This is a genomic window from Methylococcales bacterium (assembly GCA_030949405.1).
In the GTDB taxonomy this organism is placed as follows: Bacteria; Pseudomonadota; Gammaproteobacteria; order Methylococcales; family Methylomonadaceae; genus WTBX01.
Map to the genome: position 1 here is coordinate 2,063,848 of JAUZSN010000002.1, position 18,294 is coordinate 2,082,141.

Annotated in this window: 14 protein-coding genes and 1 tRNA gene; 5 read left to right on the top strand and 10 right to left on the bottom strand. The window is 37.8% G+C overall.

The features are described from left to right. Positions 1-68: 68 nt before the first annotated feature. The 3 genes from Q9M50_10650 to waaC are packed head-to-tail and all read right to left on the bottom strand — an operon-like array spanning position 69 to position 6,375. Positions 69-3,701: an AAA-like domain-containing protein gene (locus Q9M50_10650; GenBank protein MDQ7091084.1), complete on the bottom strand. Its 3,633-nt coding sequence runs from the start codon at positions 3,699-3,701 to the stop codon at positions 69-71. Next, positions 3,698-5,305 (bottom strand): AAA-like domain-containing protein, encoded by a 1,608-nt coding sequence (locus Q9M50_10655; protein MDQ7091085.1) that lies wholly within the window; start codon positions 5,303-5,305, stop codon positions 3,698-3,700. Before Q9M50_10655 ends, Q9M50_10650 begins: the two co-directional genes overlap by 4 nt. Positions 5,306-5,364: 59 nt before the next feature. Then, entirely contained in the window at positions 5,365-6,375 is a 1,011-nt protein-coding gene (gene waaC, locus Q9M50_10660; GenBank protein MDQ7091086.1) for a lipopolysaccharide heptosyltransferase I, read from the bottom strand. Positions 6,376-6,470: 95 nt separating this feature from the next. Here waaC and Q9M50_10665 point away from each other — a divergent pair, with 95 nt between their 5' ends. From Q9M50_10665 to Q9M50_10680, 4 genes are all read left to right on the top strand, one after another. After that, positions 6,471-6,965 (top strand): TlpA disulfide reductase family protein, encoded by a 495-nt coding sequence (locus Q9M50_10665; GenBank protein MDQ7091087.1) that lies wholly within the window; start codon positions 6,471-6,473, stop codon positions 6,963-6,965. A 10-nt stretch (positions 6,966-6,975) separates the two neighbouring features. Beyond that, on the top strand, positions 6,976-8,025 hold the full coding sequence (locus tag Q9M50_10670; GenBank protein MDQ7091088.1) for an FAD-binding oxidoreductase: 1,050 nt from the start codon (positions 6,976-6,978) through the stop codon (positions 8,023-8,025). 129 nt (positions 8,026-8,154) lie between these two features. Then, positions 8,155-8,580: a M67 family metallopeptidase gene (locus Q9M50_10675; GenBank protein MDQ7091089.1), complete on the top strand. Its 426-nt coding sequence runs from the start codon at positions 8,155-8,157 to the stop codon at positions 8,578-8,580. Between the two features lie 2 nt (positions 8,581-8,582). After that, positions 8,583-9,362: a hypothetical protein gene (locus Q9M50_10680; GenBank protein ID MDQ7091090.1), complete on the top strand. Its 780-nt coding sequence runs from the start codon at positions 8,583-8,585 to the stop codon at positions 9,360-9,362. A gap of 45 nt (positions 9,363-9,407) precedes the next feature. Here the strand turns inward: Q9M50_10680 and Q9M50_10685 are convergent, their stop codons facing one another. From Q9M50_10685 to prfB, 7 genes are all read right to left on the bottom strand, one after another. After that, positions 9,408-9,878, bottom strand: a complete 471-nt coding sequence (locus Q9M50_10685; protein ID MDQ7091091.1) for a type IV pilin protein — start codon at positions 9,876-9,878, stop codon at positions 9,408-9,410. A gap of 79 nt (positions 9,879-9,957) precedes the next feature. Next, positions 9,958-13,731 (bottom strand): PilC/PilY family type IV pilus protein, encoded by a 3,774-nt coding sequence (locus Q9M50_10690; GenBank protein ID MDQ7091092.1) that lies wholly within the window; start codon positions 13,729-13,731, stop codon positions 9,958-9,960. A gap of 13 nt (positions 13,732-13,744) precedes the next feature. After that, entirely contained in the window at positions 13,745-14,278 is a 534-nt protein-coding gene (locus Q9M50_10695; GenBank protein ID MDQ7091093.1) for a PilX N-terminal domain-containing pilus assembly protein, read from the bottom strand. 16 nt (positions 14,279-14,294) lie between these two features. After that, the gene (locus Q9M50_10700; GenBank protein MDQ7091094.1) at positions 14,295-15,275 is read right to left on the bottom strand and encodes a PilW family protein; all 981 of its coding nucleotides are present in this window, start codon (positions 15,273-15,275) and stop codon (positions 14,295-14,297) included. Then, a complete protein-coding gene (pilV, locus tag Q9M50_10705) occupies positions 15,272-15,763 on the bottom strand; it encodes a type IV pilus modification protein PilV (protein MDQ7091095.1) in 492 nt (163 codons plus the stop codon). The genes Q9M50_10700 and pilV overlap by 4 nt, the downstream gene beginning before the upstream one ends. 41 nt (positions 15,764-15,804) lie before the next feature. After that, on the bottom strand, positions 15,805-16,353 hold the full coding sequence (locus tag Q9M50_10710) for a GspH/FimT family pseudopilin (protein ID MDQ7091096.1): 549 nt from the start codon (positions 16,351-16,353) through the stop codon (positions 15,805-15,807). A gap of 542 nt (positions 16,354-16,895) precedes the next feature. Beyond that, entirely contained in the window at positions 16,896-17,993 is a 1,098-nt protein-coding gene (gene prfB / locus Q9M50_10715; protein MDQ7091097.1) for a peptide chain release factor 2, read from the bottom strand. A 177-nt stretch (positions 17,994-18,170) separates the two neighbouring features. Here prfB and Q9M50_10720 point away from each other — a divergent pair. Then, positions 18,171-18,247: transfer RNA gene (locus tag Q9M50_10720), tRNA-Met, on the top strand. Positions 18,248-18,294: the final 47 nt, after the last annotated feature.

Consider the following 18,294-nt stretch of genomic DNA (forward strand, 5'->3'; position numbering starts at 1 on the left):
TCAATTACTTTTAGGGGTGAATATACCAGATGCTCTAATGATCGGTAAACTAATTTGAGTATTTTCATTTACCTATTCTCCGTATCCAGAAAAAACTGTCTTTTTTGTGTTTCCGTTAATTGACGAGGAACTATTTTTTTTGCCGAATTAATTAATGCCTGCGGGGTAGCCGGGTAAGTCCATAATTTAACGGTCGTATCTTCTGAGGCGGTAAGAATTTTATCATCCGAACGATTAAAGACCGCAGAAAAAATGGGGCGTTTATGACCTTCAAGACTCACCAGTTCTTGACCTTGTAAATTCCATAATTTTGCACTGTTGTCAGCCGATGCGGATAATATTTTATCGCCCTTATGATTGAATAAAGCGGATCTAACGCCCCCCTGATGACCTTTGAAATTGGCCAGTTCTTGACCTGATAAATTCCATAATTTAATCGTTTTATCTTTTGAGGCGGTGAGAACTAGATCACTGTCGGGATTAAATACAGCGGTAAAAACCCAATCTTGATGACCTTCAAACGAGACTAATTCTTGCCCTGATAAAGCCCATATTTTTGCCGTTGTATCATCGGATGCAGTTAAAACCCTATCGTCTGTCGAATTAAATTCAGCGGAAACAACAGGGGCGGAATGTCCTTTAAAGGTAGCGAGTTCACGGCCTGTTAAATCCCAAAGTTTAGCGGTATTATCACTGGACGTGGTGACAATTCGATCGCCTGTGTGATTAAAGTTGGCATCAATAATAGCCCCTTGATGGCCTTTAAACGTCACCATGTTGTCACCTTCTATCGTCCATAATTTTGCTGTGTTATCATCTGAGATTGTTAAAACTCTATCCCCTATCGTATTAAAAATTGCTTTTCTTAACCAGCCCTGATGACCTTTAAACTGGGTTAATTCATGACCGTTTAAATCCCATAATTTAGCCGTTTTATCTTTAGAGGCGGTTAACACTCGGTCACCTGCCTTATTAAAGACAGCACTAACGACATCGTATTGATGGCCTTCAAAACTGACTAATTGTTGACCTGATAAATTCCATAATTTGGCCGAATAATCGGCGGATGCCGTTAAGATTTTATCACTTAACGGGCTAAATACCGCATCAAAAACGGTATGATTATGATCGTTAAAACTAATTAATTGCGGATTACTTAAATCCCATAATTTTGCGGTATTATCAATCGAGGTCGTAAAAATTTTATTGCCTTGTGGATTAAACATAGCACTTGAAATGACATCTTGATGACTTTTAAAACTGTTTAATTCATGTCCCGTTAAATCCCATAATTTAGCGATGCTATCATTGGAGGCCGTTAAAACTTTAGTTCCCTGAGGATTGAACGTAATGTCTATAATTCGTCCATGATGTCCTATAAAACTGGCTAGCTCTTGCCCTTTAGGGGTCCATAATTTTGCTGTTTTATCATCTGAGGCCGTTAATATTTTGTCATCAAAGGGACTAAATATTGCTTTTCTAACTTTATTTTTATGGCCTTTAAAATGGGTTAATTGTTCTCCGTTCAAGTTCCATAAAATAGCGGTTTTATCCCAAGAGGCCGTTAATATGCGATCGCCTGCGTGATTAAATAAGGCGTTTGAAACCGTTCCTTGGTGTCCTGAAAAAGTCACTAATAATTGGCCTGTCAAATCCCATGATTTTGCCGTACCATCGCTTGATGCGGTTAAAACACGATCGCCTGCGGGGTTAAAAACCGCACTTTTGACCCAGCCGTAATGGCCTTTAAAATTAGCAATTTCTTGACCCGTTAAATCCCAAAGTTTAGCGGTATTATCATCCGAGGCGGTTAATACTTTATCGCCCATAGGATTAAAAATTGCGCTGATAACAACCGCTTGATGGCCTTCAAAAATACTTAGTTTCTGACCCGCTAAATCCCACATTTTTGCACTATTATCATCGGATGAAGTGAGAATCCTATCCCCTGTCGGGTTAAAGCGTAGACTACTAATTGAATTTTTATGCGCTTCAAACCGATTCAGCAAGTTGCCTGATTCTTTATCAACCAAATAAATCCAGCCATTCGCGAGTGCAATCGCTAAAATAGGGCTATTAGGCGCATACGCGGCGGCGGTGATTATTTCATCATAGTGCCAATGCAAGCGTTCTTTTTTACGAACCATGGCATTATAAAGTGCGCTATAGGCTTGATGAACATAAGGACGTTCATTATTATCTTTATTTTTGGGTAATGCTTCTAATGCTAATAACATGGCAGTTACTTCATCGCCTTTTTGAATTTGTTGAACCGCTAAATCCGCTAAAAATAAAGATTGTGTTCTTAAGCCTTTTTGCGTACTTTTTTTAGCTTGTTGCCATTGCATGAAGCCAAAGCCTGTACTTAATAACGCGGTAATAAAAAGTAATGAACTAATGGTTGAAAAAACTTTAAAGCGTTGTGTCTGTTTTTTTTGTTCCTGAATCACCGCTTCTCGACATGTATCTAAAAATTGATAATCAGACGGAGTCAGATTTTTATTTTGCGCCCAGGCGAGCGCATCATCTAAGGCTTGACCCACTAAGAGGCGTGAATTATCGTTACGATCCGTGGACTCCCAAATCATTAAGGCTTGTGAATAAGGACGTAAGGCGGCTAATTCCGTTTCAACCCATTCAAGATTAAAAATATCTGCGTATAAACGATTGTAAATTTTTAACTGGGCTTGTTGTTTAACCACAATGCCTGTTAAACGCAAAATCATTTGTGGATAACTATCATCGGCTTTTATCTGGCCTTGCATTACAATTTGCTGATAAATACCGAGTAACTCGGCTGAAACACGCTCATTCGCTTTTATACGGTCACTAATGGTTTTAAAATGTTGCGGTATATCTTGAGACTCCCAATTCTCAATAATATTTTTTTGAATGAGTTTTTGAAGATCATGACCGGTCGTGAGTTTTGAATCAGCCACTAATTTACAGACTTTTTGGGTTAAAAAAGGTTGGCCGCCTGTCCAAATTAATATTTCCGTTAATAACGCGTGGGTAATCACGTCATTGGCATCAAAATCTTTACCGAGTGCAAACGCAGCAGGTAATTCAAAGCCTGTTAATTCAACCGCTTTACCGATATTAAACGGCGTTCGTCCTTTATCGCCAATTAAATCAGAGGGGGTTGCTACGCCAAAAATAGCAAATGTAATCCGTTTATAAGCGGCTTTCTCTTGGCGATTATTAAAACAGGCCCGAATGAGTGCAAAAAAATCTTCTTTGAATGGTAAGGGGAGGATGCTATCAATTTCGTCAATAAAAATAATAAGCGGTTGGTTGAGCGGTAATAACAAGGTTTCAATGAATTTTCCAAAACGTTGAAGCGGGGATAATAAGTGATGGGTTTCCCACCAGTCATTTAAATCAAAATTACCGTGTTGTAAAAATAGATTAGTCGCTTCCAATCCATTAACCAGAGTATCTACTAAGCCTGCATACCATTCTTCATCGGTAATATTAACACTGCCAATTTCAGTAATATCAACCCCTAAACAAATAATTCCTTCCGCTTGCATTCGTTGCATGGTTTTAATACGGAGACTGGATTTTCCCATTTGCCGAGAATTTAAAATATAACAAAATTCGCCTGATTTTAATCCTTGATAGAGTTCATCATCGGCAGGTCGATAGACATAGGAAGGCGAGTCAGGCGGTAAAGTCCCGCCCACATGGTAGTTACTCATAGACGATCTTGAAAATAAAATCGGTATAAATCACACAAAGGTTCAACGTCATTACCACGATGACGAACAACGCCTAAACTTTTTAATTTAAACGCATCGCTACTATCAATTAACACGGGGGAATCGGCATTCATAACTTCTGAGGTGACGGCTTCTAACTCCGCTTGTTGAATATTTAATAGGTGTCGACGCAAATGATTGCGATATAACCCTTCTTCGGTGGGAGCTAGTTGTAAAAAAGTCGCTAAGGTTAAACTTTTTTTGGCAATTTGATAAAGCCCTTGACGGACTAAATAAGGGTGACCATCCACCATTTTTATAAATTGGTCGAGTTGCGAGGTGGACCATTCTAAGCCATGCCCTTGCATTAATTTAACCGTTTGTTCCCGCGTAAATTCAGATAATTCAATGGGCAAGCCGACGTTAAAAGGCGATTGATTGAGGTGTAAGGGAATATAAACTTCTTTAGAATGGGTAATGACTAAGCGTAAGTTTTTCCAAATGGCATTATTTTTACTTTTTTCATGCCACGCACGCAATAATCCTAAAAAATCCCCTGCAATATCGGGGTGTTTAAAAACTTCATCAACTTCATCCAGTCCAAGGGTTAATAAGCCCTCTTTTAATAAATATTTTTGAAAATAATTACCTGTTTTACTTTTTGCCCCTAAAACCCCTTTCCAGTAGGTTTCAAGATTCTCATCTAAGCCTAATTGTTCGGCTGTTGCCGCACAAAACCATTGTAATAAGGACTCAAGACTTGAAAAAATTTCACTGTCGGCTTCTTGAAATGACAAAATGGCCGTCCGTTGCCCTGCTTTTTCAGCATGATTTAAAACCCGTGATAATAAGGAGGTTTTCCCCATCTGCCGTGGGGCTTTAATACGAATTAAGGCGTAAGGTTTTTCAACGGCACTATAGCAATCTTTTTCGATAGGCGGACGGTTAATATAAAAAGAAGAGCAAAGAGGAACTTGTCCTTCGGGTTCTTCAATCTGAGTCATATCAATGGCGGTGAGGTTAGCGTCCTCGACATGATTTGATTTTTGGATTAAAATAGGGGTTTGATATTCATCAATTCCTGCTAAATCAATGGCACTGCAGCCAAACAAATAGGCATTTTCAATGTCTTCACCACTGAATAAAGCCCGATAAAATCCTTTTGCAAAGGCAATGGCCGCTTTATCCCCAATCGGCGCATTCATACCAATCACAAAATCAATATACTGACCAATAGCCTCCGCTTGCGGCTCGCTATCACAGGCATTTAATAACAAACAACGAATACGTCCTTCAAAAAGTTTAAAAAAATCCGCTAACGAATCTTGATGAATAAAAAGAGATTCATTATTATTATTTTGAAAATACAACCCATTTAATTCACCATGCCCACTAAAATGGACAATATCAGGGGTAAAACTCAGCAATTGCTGTTGTAAATCATCATCACCGGTCGCAGGACTGTAATTAAGTATAAAATTTTCACGTTGTAATGCCTTCAAGTGCAACTGTTTGATTTCATTAAACTCGGTATCAATGGCTAATCGACTGGTATCATTAGGATTGGCCGCAAAAAAAACAATACGCGTTTTGTTATCTATCATAAGTTGTTGTGATTTGAATTTTATAGGGGGTGAAATTTTGTTTAAAGTTTAGTCTACTTTTAGGAGGAAAGTTTTATTTTTATAAGGCGATGACAGAGGGTTACAATGTCATTCACGTTAATCGTTTGAATAGAATAATCGTGCTTATTAAGTTTATACGGATTAACAATGGAGTCGGATTTAATCACTTTATTAATCTCCGTTTGATAAACCCGACTGACGGGCGTACAACCGAATAATATAATGGAGGGCTTATTTAAAGCCCAGGCTAAATGGGCAGGTCCTGTATCATTGCCCAAGGTTAAATCCATCTGAGCGATTAAGGCTTTTAAATCATTAAGATTTAATCGAGGTAAAACCTGTGCATAATCAGAACGGGCGGCAATCCATTCGGCTTTTTCTTTTTCAAGTTCATTTCCCCATGTAATCAAGACATTATGTTGTAATTGATTTGCTACTTGTAGAAATTTTTCTTTCGGGTAATTACGACTTTCCCACGTTGAACCAATCACGAAGAGTATATTTTTACCTTGTTTTTTCAGATAATGAGCAAATATGTCTTTAGGTTCTTTAAAATATAAAAATGCTTTTTTTTGATGAATTTGTTGGGACGTAATTGAAAAACCAAGAGGCTCGGAGAGTATATGAGCATTGCGATCAATGGTATTCGTCTCATAAGGGCTATGAACTTTGATGTGATAACAATAACTGGCTAAGGTTTCTCGAATAGAATTTTGATCAAAGCCTGCTAATTTTTTTCCTAAAAACATTGCTGTAATAGCGGATTTTAATAACCCCTGCGCATCAATCACAAGGTCGTAATGATGACGAGCGTAACGTTTAACTTTTTTAATTTCTTGCCAAATAGCCCCTTTGTGATGCTTTAATGCTTTTAAATTAACCGTTAAAATTTGATTAATATCGGGGTTATCCTGCAAAATAGGGGCAAAACGTTCTTCAACAATCCAATCAATTTTAATCGTAGGATCATGGTGTTTAATAAATTGTAACGCGACCATTGCATGAACAATATCACCTAAGGCGGATAATTTAACAATGGCTATTTTCATGATTAATACGCTCTTTTTAAAATGGATTAAATATTGAAATTAAGACGATCCATTGTATCATGGCTCATTCACCCCCTTTCTAAGTAAAAAAATCAATGAAATACCGCTTTTTTATTATTTGTTTTTTAATCCTTGTTATCTCGGGGATCTGGGTTGGGTATCACTCAATCTTAGAGAACTCGCCTGACATCACCTTTACCACGATTACAGGAAAAAAAATTACTTTAAAAGACTGGCGTGGGAAAGCGGTACTGGTTAATTTTTGGGCGACTGATTGCAAAAGTTGTATTGAAGAAGTCCCCGATTTAATTGCGTTGTATAATAAGTATCATTCCCAAGGGTTAGAGATGGTTGCGGTTACTCTATATTATGATATACCCAGCCATGTGGTTGCGATGACAAAGGCGAAAAAAATTCCTTATGATGTTGCTTTAGATTTACGTTCAGCTCATGCCAACGCCTTTGGGCAGGTTCAATTAACGCCAACGACTTTTTTAATTAATCCGCAAGGTCAGATTAGCTTTAAAAAAACAGGGGTGTTTGATGTGAACGCAATGAAAAAACGGATTGAAACGCTGATTCAACACTAAGGGGCTAAGGGTGAAAAAAGTTGATTTTTTAATAATAGGTCAAGGTTTGGCGGGTAGCTTATTGGGCTTTGAATTAATTCAACGGGGATTTAAGGTGGTTATCCTTGATAAGGGCGTTGAAAATGCCTCACAAATTGCCGCAGGGTTAATTAATCCCGTCACAGGGATGCGTTTTGTTAAATCAGCTGAGGTCGATTTTTTATTGCCCGCTGCTCAACAGTATTATAATTATTTAGCGTATTTTTTTCAGCAAAAATTTTATATTGAAAAACCTATGTTACGGCTGTTAACCTCATCAAAAGCACATCAACACGCGATTAAACGCTTAAAAAATTCGGATTACGCTGATTATTTAGGTGATATTATTGAAACAACACGTTTTAATGTCCCCATTTTAGAACAAAAACAAACAGGGTACTTACAAACTCAAATTTTGCTTAACACGCTAAAACAGTTTTTTATTGAACACGACAGCTATCAACAAAGTACCTTTGATTACGAGGCCATTGAGTTCAGAGAAACGGTGAGCTATGATTCAATAACCGCTCAAAAAATAATCTTTTGTGAAGGCTATTTAGCCTATAAAAATCCGTGGTTTTCTAAGTTACCCTTTCAACTCGCTAAAGGGGAAATTTTAACCTTAAAGAGTCCACAGCCTTTAGCCGATTATTTATTGAATTATGGGCAATGGATGATTCCTTTGGATGGCTCTAGTTTTCGTACGGGGGCGACCTTTGATCGTGAGCGTATTAATACTCAACTCACCTCAAAGGGTCGGCATGATTTATTAACGTGTTTGCATACGGTCTTACCTGAAACAAAAATGGCAACAGTAACGAAACAACAAGCTAATATTCGCCCGTGTACGCTCGATAAACAGCCCTTCATAGGATTCCATCCTAAGTACCCACAATTGGCTATTTTTAATGGTTTTGGAGCCAAAGGGAGCTTGCAAATTCCTTATTATTGTCAGCAGTTTGCAACTAATTTATTAAAAAAAGTTCCGTTATCTGAAACTATTGATATTAAGCGTTATTCGATGGCGTGGTTACCAATTTAAGACGGGACACTGTAGAGCGAGGCTTAACCTCAATTTGCCCCATCTTAAGTGGGTAGCCGATGGCATTATCTAGCTAAACTATCAGGGCTTTATGTTTTATTTTAATCTTTGTTTTTTTCACTACTCTCTATGACTTCGATAAATCAGAAAGAATTTAATCTTCCTCTAAAAATAATTCAGCAATTATTATCTCACGCACTCTCCTCAAAAGAAACGGAGGTCTGTGGGGTGATTGGAGCGATTGAAGGGGTTGTAACCCGTTGTTATCCGATTACTAACGTTCACTCTCAACCTAGAAATAAGTTTACCTTAAATACGATTGAACAAATTGCCACGTTTAAAGAACTGCGGGAACATGGGGAGAAATTATTTGCGATTTACCATTCTCATCCTCATTCACCCGCGTATCCTTCCAAAACGGATTTGGCCTTAAGTAATTATCCTGACGCGCTCTATCTTATAATTTCTTTAAATACTAAGGGTGTTTTAGAATTGCGTGGATTTAATCTTAAGAATACGCAGATAGAAGAAGTTTCTTTAACGCCTTATTCGTAATTATGAAACTTTTTAAAGCAATTAGAGTTTTAATTTTATTATTTATTTTAGCCTTTGTCGCTTTTTACAGTAAGTCCCAAAAATTAAAATCCCAATCATGGGTGGAACCGTTACCCGTTATTATCTATCCTATGAATATTGATCACAGTCTTACGAGTCGGGACTATATCCAGCATTTAAGTGATAAGGATTTTACCGAAATTGAATTGTTTTTTAAGCGTGAAAGTAAAAAATATTCGTTGACGGTGGCACAACCAATTACTATAACGCTAGGCTCGGTTTTAACCGAATTTCCACCTGAAACCCCGATGTCTTTTTCTAATCCGTTAACGGTTATTTGGTGGGGATTATCGTTTCGTTATTGGGCTTGGTTACACACTCCTGATTCGGTTTCAAATCATCATCGAGTCCGCATTTTTGTGTATTATCATCGAATTGATGATGAACAAGTCTTAGCGCATTCTTTGGGGCTAGATAAGGGGCTTTTAGCGATTGTTCATGCCTTTGCGGATAAAAGACAGCAAGCTCAAAATAATATTATTATTGCTCATGAACTATTGCATACTGTGGGAGCAACGGATAAATATGGGGCGCGTAATCAACCCTTATTTCCACACGGTTATGCTAATCCTGATAAGCGTCCGCTTTATCCACAAAAGAAAGCTGAAATTATGACGGCACGGATTCCTTTATCAATGACAAAGGCGGTCATGGCAAGGAATTTAAACCAGTGTGTGATTAATTCTGAAACGGCTAAAGAGATTAATTGGCTACGAAATTAAGACACTATTTTTCTAATAGCGTCTTAGGTGTTTGCTTGAATTTTTTTAATCCCAACTTGTTTCGCTGGTATCTAGCCGATTATTATTGTTCTGATCCCATCGACCTTTAGCATCCGTGTTTTGAATTTCTAAAAATCCATTGGTATCTTGTCCGCTTCCTGTAATGGGGGTGGCTCTTAGGGTATAACTTGTTTGAGTGGCCGCTGTGATATTCAAATTATAATACGCTTTTCCACCATCGACTGGGCTTGTTTGAGCAAAGATACCGGGTCTTCCTGTATCAGCATTATTTGCGGCGGCCTTCATATAGCTATTTGTTTCGGTAAAATGCCGCTCCATCGCATTAGATAAGCCCATTAACGCCCCTTTAGCATCTTCTCTGCGTGAACGGATAATATAATCTGAATAATTTGGATAAGCAATAGAGGCAAGAATGCCGACAATAGCGACGGCTATTAATAATTCAATTAGGGTAAAGCCCTTTTTTTTTCTTAAATTTATAATTGTATTTTGCATGGTTAGTTGTTTTAGTCAGTGTTTGCAAATAGAGTTTAGTCAATAAGTTAATAAACTTATTGACTATTAAATTAAAGCGTTAGCGCCGTAATTCTTGCCATGATAAGCGTCCTGTATAACCCTTACTGAAGTTGGTAACCGCTGTCGGGTTGTCAATATCAATATAGCGTTTTTTATTAAAATAAACCGAGGAAGCAGGGAAACCTACAGAATAAACTATTCCACTGGCAAAGGACGCATCGCCCCCTGAAACCCCAATTTTATCAACACTATCAACCTTCCCGTCATTATTAACATCAAATAAGACCCCTTCTGGATTTCCACCATTCAGTAGCTTAACCAGCATTAAAAAACCACTTCCACCTGAACCACAGGCACTTCCTTCTGGAATCCAAGTATTGAAAGAAAGAAAATCCCCCCTTAAATCGGCATCAACAATCATTCGCTCACCTGGGGCAGCGGTTAAGTCAATCGCCCACCCATGCTGTCCTCCTTCGTAATCGACTTCGTGATCGGTTAAAATTCTAATGCTATCGCTAACATTCTTGCCTTTATTCGTCAGTGAACCTGAGACAAAGGTTTGTTTGACTAAATCAGAGGGTTTAATCGAATCTGAACCGTTATCCCAAACGCCATAAAAAGATTGAGGAGATGTATCACTGGCATCGCCATCGACTAAATATTGCCCTGTTCCGAAGAAAACTAAGACATCAGGATCACCGCCTAGTTGTTGAGGGTGTTTTGATAATAAGGGTTTTTGTGTAATCGGCTGAGGTTTGTTAGTGGAGTCTTTTGCGATAAATAAAGGCTTAGGGTTATTGTTTGTTCCATAAGCAACTCCCCATTGAGAAGAATTTGCACTACTAACATCAAATGCCCACATGTTACCTTGTAAATCACCTGCATAAACACGATCAATAACTTTATTTCCCGTTACATCAACGGCTTGAGGGCTAGATAAACCATTACAATCACTGCTTAAGAGACAGGTTGAGTTTTGATTAATTGAGCCTGTTTTGGTACTAATTTTAACATAATCAAGGCTAGAGCCTTGCGATCCATCTGTCCATTCTCCATCATTACCCCCATCCAGAAAAAGAATAAATAAACTGGCCGTGCCATCGCCACTGCTATTGTAACCATTACCAAAAACAGCCGCCCAGCGTCCATTATTCATTAAAACAATAGAGGGTTTACTGAAGGTGTACCCCATGTCAGCATCATCTTCTTCGTCAAACTCCCAAAGAACGAGTTTATCAGCATGGCTTGCTGTTTGGGTAAATTGAGTGGGATCAGTAATATCTAATGCAAATAATCCTCGACTTCCGCCGCGTCCGCCGCCGATTAAAATAGTGTGCCATTTATTATTAAGATAAGCATCTGAGATGGTTAAGGGCATATCAACATAATAGCGATGTTTATAATCTAATGAGGTTAAATAATGCAGCCCTTCCGTTGCTGAATGGGAAGAAAATAACGTCGCAGGAATATAGGCAAACGCTTCTGAACCATCTGAGGCTTTAAAGCCATGAAGCATTCCATCGTTAAAGCCTACATAAACAATTCCTTCTCTATTTTTTGCTGAACTTTCTTTAAAAACCTCGTAACTATTACTGCCTTCTGGAAAAGGCGCGGCACTTGGCCAAAATAATTGCGGTTTAGCCACGAAAATAGGTTCTGAGTGAATTGAGTCGCCTAATAAGGATTTTCGGTATTTGAAATTATAATTATCGGTTGCCCGTCCTTTTTCATGTGCTTGATCGCCTCTCAAATACTTTAATCGCGCCTCGGCTTTCGTATCATCAGCGATGGAATTATTTGGGTTCAGTCTAAAATCATTTTTTTGCTCAGTAACTAAATCATTCCATAGAAAAGGGATGCCTTTGGTATTGTTATAAGTAAAAATATTTCGAGTGCTGCTAGGATTAGAGCGAGTATTAAGTTGATCCGCCGCCGACCAACGTTTAGTACTACTCACATCCCCATTAGAAGAGAGTGGGTAAGCTAACAAATCCCCTGTCCATTGGTTATCTGCACTTTCAAATTGTGCCAGATAAACATCGGTGCTTCCTGTTAAGGCTGACGTACTAAAGGCAACGGATGCAATACTACCGACTCTATCCCCAATACTGGTGAGTGCATCGGATAAAGCCCGCGATACATCTTCTGGGGTTTCTGCGGAAATAAACTTTCCTTTTGAATTAAAGGCCGCGTGCCATAAATCATCAATTTTACGATTATTACTCGCTGCATTCGTTCCAAAAGGGTCACCCCAATTAGGACTATTTTCTAATAAAGCAGGGTTTGGCCAACCATCACCATCGGTATCGACTAATAAGCCTTTAACCCCAAAAGCGACGGTATAAGTGACCATGTGTTGATGGGTTACGGTATCAAAGTCATTGGCGATAACATTATTATCTAAACTGCTTAAATCTTTAGTGTAATAATGACGGGCAACATCAGCTACAGTGGTTGTCTCTGTACCTAAACTATGCCCATCGCTATCGACATCACCGACACCACTCGGTTCTTTCATGTTCCAAAAACCATCGGTAAATAAAATAGAAAAATTTTGTTGGCATTCTTGAATAATAGGGTTACGTTTTCCGTCGGTATTGTCATAATATTGGCCGATTCTATTAAGACCTTTTCTTAAGGGGGTATTTTTTTTAGGCCAATCAAGACTAAAAAGTCCTTTGACTAAATCGACATTATGCGTTGCTAAATCGGTACTAGTTGTTGGGACTTCAACAAAATTACTAGTACTGCCGTTATAAGGAAAACTACTATCATTAATAAAATTTAACCCATAGTAATACTTAGGGTTGTCCGCAATAACTTTTGAAATAGCGGTTTTAGCGACAAAAGCACGGTTTCGAGAATATTGATACCAATTGGCTATATTTTGCTTTGCTTCTGTAACATTTTTATCATTAAGCTCTGCATATTTTGTTGAGCCTGAAAGTGTTTTCGTACTGATTACATATTCTGTAACATCAGAGGAGGAAACTTGATAACCGATTCTTTCAACTTTAATAGAACTACTATTAACAGTATAACGAAGATGCTCATCCCACCAATCCACTTCCCCATTGACTACCTCTGTTCGAGTATTTCCTAAGATAGGTTGTGAACCACTAAACCCATGGGTATCTTCCCAGACGTTATAAACGAGTCCTGTTAAATCTTTTCTAATCGAATATCCCTCAGCACCAGACTGAGGATTTGCTCTTGCGGAAGAAAAGGAAGCGTCATCCATAATAACACCATTGCCTTTATCCCAAGGAGTGTATTCAATACTAGGGTTATAGTACATAACATTGAGTGCAGATGATTTAATCCGCCAATCTCTTTTTTGAATTTCATCAGAACATAATTCAAGTGGACGGCGTTTAGTTTGACTATCAAAGTTTTTTAAAGGATCGGAATCGGTAAACTCACAGGAAGGGATATAAGAATTACTGGAATTAGAGAATAAATATTCAGCATCTAAAAATTTATTACCGAATTCTTTTCTATTATTATCATTAACATAATTAGGATTATAAAACCGATAAACAGTCCCGGCAGGACGCTCAACAGAGGTTATCTGACAAGGATTTGCAGTGGGATTAGCGGCATAACAGGTATTGTCATAAGACGCTTGTCCCCAATGATGCTTTAATAAGATTTCCCAATCCATTGAACCTGAATCATCGACCTCAAAAAAAACATTGGGTGGGGTATTACTTGCAGAGGTAAATAAGGGGCTATCAGCTAATTTCCCAGGGGCGGCAACCCCTGTATTAATTGAACAGCTTATCAGTACACAAAAGCCAATAAAACCACTTAAAAAGGGGCGGATAATCATATTAGTCTCCAAATTAATAGAATTCTTTACCATAATTTAATCTCAAGTAGGCTTCACTGGTATCCTGCGCGCCTGTTCCTTTTGATGTCACTGTAAAATAAGAAATAATCACTGAACAGGGTTGGCCATAAGACGCTGTATTAATACAAGGAACTTCATGATCCCCCGTGTATTTTATAAAATAACGGGGTTGAATATTCACTTGATCTAGGTTTGCATCAAACGAAAAAGAATCATTGTCCGTCCATGTATTAGAATTAAAATGGTCTGGAACGCTTTCATCTTTAGAGAGTAATCCGTTTTCTGTCGTTGCGGCAAATTCTTCAGTGGTTGTTTTACTTTCTATTTTTATTTCACCCGCTCTTAAAGCCGCTTCTGCGGCTTGGAAGGCTAAATTTTTATCGCGGTTATTATTGGCCATTTTTTCTTCAAGCCCTGTGACTTGCGTCCCCGTTATGCCAATGAGACTAAGCAATACTAGCATGATGAGACTCACAACCAAAACAACCCCGGATTGATTTTTTAATGTATTTATTTTATTTATCATGATTCATCGCCTTAATTTAAGGAAGTCGATTGCGAACAGCCACTGTTGCTGAAAAAACCTTTCTTAACCTATTATCTGTTGGGGTTACGTCTGAACCATTATAAGTATAAACAATGGGTTTTGAGGTTAAATTATCGTCAGGGGAGACCACTAATAATGTAATACGAACACTGATAACATTACTCATTTTTAAGCCTACCGTACCTGCGGGAACATAATAGTTAGGCGTATTATCCCCGTCTGTATCGGCGCCATATAAAATTTGTAAATTTTCAATGCCATCTACAAGTTCTTGATCAGCACCACCATTCGCGGTTCTAAAAAGTGCAGAGCCATTATTAGCCGCATTTTGTTTGATAAAGTATGTATACGAATTAAATTTATAAATATAAGCATCAAGGCCATAAATTTTTTGAAATTTATCATGTTGATTTCCAGGGAGTAAGCTTCCACCTGTTTGATGGCGAAGTTCAGTACTAGGTGAATTAGTAATTTGAAAAACATCCCCCATTGCACAGTCACTCATCAAAACAATTTCACCTTTCTGAAGATTACTATTGTTTTCAATGTTAACGCTAGGATCATTAAGGCTATCAAGCATTGACGTTAAAGAAATATTTGAACTTAAAACCCCTTTTAAAATAAGGCTATCCGTACCATCTATAATATTACTATTGGTACTATCATTATCAGCCCCATTAATACTTTCTTTAAAGCTATCAAACGTTGCATCGTTTTTGAGCATTGATTTTATATTAGTCACTGTCTTTAAACAGCCCCAATACCCTGCCATCCGAATATCACGACTAATAAATTCAACGGCAAAACGACCATTTTCCTGCATCCGTGATAAATTATCTTGCATTTTATAGGTTTGCTGGCTACTCAAAAAAATCTGCATCACCCCGCCCATTAAAAATAAGCCAATGACCATCGCAATCATAATTTCTATGAGCGTTATTCCACGCTGCGCGCTATTTATAGGAAGTTGTTTCATAATTTAAAACTCATTTTAAATTCTAATTCATCATTCGTCTTATAAGCATCGTTAATTTTACTTTTATCATCCCACGTTAGCGAAATCGTAAATGACCTATTGGCTAAGGGGCCGAAAATTTCAATTTTCCCGACTCCATTGGGTAAAATTCTTGTAATATCGGTGTTCCATTCAAACAAATCGTGTTCTGCCATTTGTGAGGGCGTACATGATCCTGTAATAGTGGTGCATCCATTTTGTTTAGTCGCTTGCGTTAAGGGGTTCGTCATAACGTATTGACTATTTGAGCCTAACTCAGCATGTGTAATATTGGTTCGCATTCGGTCAGCCATATCATAAACCAGTAAGGTTGCTTGTCCTCGTTGATAAGAACTCAGATTATTTTTCAACCCCATCATTTGTATGCCTGCCAACCCCAGTAAGCCAATCGCTAAAATAACCATTGAAATTAATACCTCAATTAAGGTAAACCCATGATTTTTTTTCATTTAAATCTCCCTAACTAAGGTTAAAATTGAATAGGTTAAGTTTAGGGGCATGACGAAACATCCCCCCTAGAAATTCGCGCTCGCCCGACGGCATTAAGCACAACTCGACGAGAATTAATAGTATCCCCAGCGGTGGCGCATAACCTAAAGGAATCATTTAAAAAACTACCTGAAGAACTATTCAGCCCTGAGGGTAAATAAGCCGTCCAATCATTAAAGTTAGCCCCTGTCATCAGTGTATAATTATTTTCTAACGGAGGATATGTTTTTAATAAGGTATCAACACCCTCATTAAAAATCTGATTATTATTAGCATCTATAAATATATCCCAACCTTCACTCCAATTTTTACTCGTAGTGCCTTTCCGTCGAATATAAACCATCATATTGCGTTTAATGGCTTCACTTCGTGCTAAATTTAGAGAGGCAATTAATTGATTCGCATTCGTGGTTAGGCGACTATTCCTAACAGCCCCTGTAAAACTTGGATAGCCAATTGACATAACAATTGACATGATTGTTATTGTTATTAACAACTCAATCAAGGTAAACCCTTGCTGTCCATCTATTTTTTTGTTGAAAATATCCATAAGCATTAACAGATTATAAGTGTAATGTAGCTAAACCGTATCATGATAAATTATCAATGTCATTGTTAGCGAGTGTAAATTAAGAGGTGGGTTCGATTTTTTCGTCTATTTATCTTAATCTTCTCTTAATAGAGCGCAATCATTAAATGATTTAAATAGAGTACGCCATTCTATACTATTTAAATAAAAGCAATTAATAGACCAACGTGAAAAATAAGCGAGTGTTAGCGTGTCGATAAACACGCCACTAAAATGACTTGTTCTTATGAAAATAACTTATAAATCAATAAACTATGGGTGTGATGGTTTTGTTTTTAGCGACTGATTTATATTTATATTATCAGGTGAAAAAGATAAGGAAATTTGTTTGTTAAGGTAGGGTGTCCTTACGTTACATGGCGTTATTTAAAAAATAAAAATAGTTTAAGGAAGCTAAGTTTCCTTATTGAAATGGGAAACCTTTTTAAGCGACTAGTAATGAAAATCAAGCCTAAAAATTTGTCATTAATTGACAATTTTAGGTTTTTTACCAACGAAAATAATTACAAACCTGCTTTTAAGCTCGCCTCAATAAACGGATCTAAATCCCCATCTAAAACAGCCTGAGTGTTCCCTGTTTCAACATGTGTGCGTAAATCTTTAATCCGTGATTGATCCAGCACATAAGAACGAATTTGACTGCCCCAGCCTATATCGGATTTAGTTTCCTCGACTGCTTGTTGGCTTTCACTCCGCTTCAACATTTCTAATTCATAAAGTTTCGCCTTTAATTGTTTCATCGCGGTCTCTTTATTTTTATGCTGAGAGCGGTCGTTTTGACATTGCACCACAGTTCCAGAGGGGTTATGGGTTATTCGTACGGCTGATTCCGTTTTATTAATATGCTGCCCACCAGCACCACTCGCACGATAAACATCAATTCTTAAATCAGCGGGGTTAATATCAATGGTCACATTATCATCAATTTCAGGGGAAACAAACACCGCGGCAAATGAGGTATGACGACGGCTTCCTGAATCAAAGGGGGATTTTCGGACTAAACGGTGAACGCCTATTTCAGTTCGTAACCAACCAAAGGCATAATCCCCCGTAAATTTAATCGTACAGCTTTTAATACCTGCGACTTCTCCCGAAGACTCCTCAATGAGTTCCGTTTTAAAGCCTTTTCTTTCGCCCCAACGTAAAAACATTCGCTCCAACATTTGCGCCCAATCCTGTGCTTCCGTGCCTCCAGAGCCTGATTGAATATCTAAAAAAGCATTATTCGCATCCATTTTCCCCGAAAACATTCGTTGAAATTCTAAATTCATTACTTTTTTTTCAAACTGATCTAAATCAACAACGATACTCGCTAAGGTTTCTTCATCATTTTCATCAACCACCATTGCTAATAATTCATTTGCATCGACTAAACCATGTTCTAACTCATGAATAGTATTAATAATAATTTCTAATAATCCCCGTTCTTTACCTAATGCTTGTGCTTTTTCGGGTTGATTCCAAATTTCAGGGTTTTCCAGTTCTCTTAAAACCTCCACTAAGCGCTCAGTTTTAACGTCAAAGTCTAAATATTTTTTGAGGGCCTGTCCGCGTTGGTTAAGATCAGCGATTTTGTTTTTAATGGGATTTATTTCTTGCATAAGGTCATTTTACACTATTTATATAGGCGGGTTAAGAAGGGGGCATTTTAAACGATAACTAGAGATAACAAAAGCACTTAACTTAAGAGGATATTTCAAATAATAACGGACTTTAATAAAAATAAAAAATAAAAACTTGCTAAATTATAATAAGTCTTTATAATAACTCAAATCAATCGCGGGGTGGAGCAGCTTGGTAGCTCGTCGGGCTCATAACCCGAAGGTCGTAGGTTCAAATCCTGCCCCCGCTACCATATTTAAAAGAACCCCATTTATGGGGTTTTTTGTTTTCTAAAGGTTA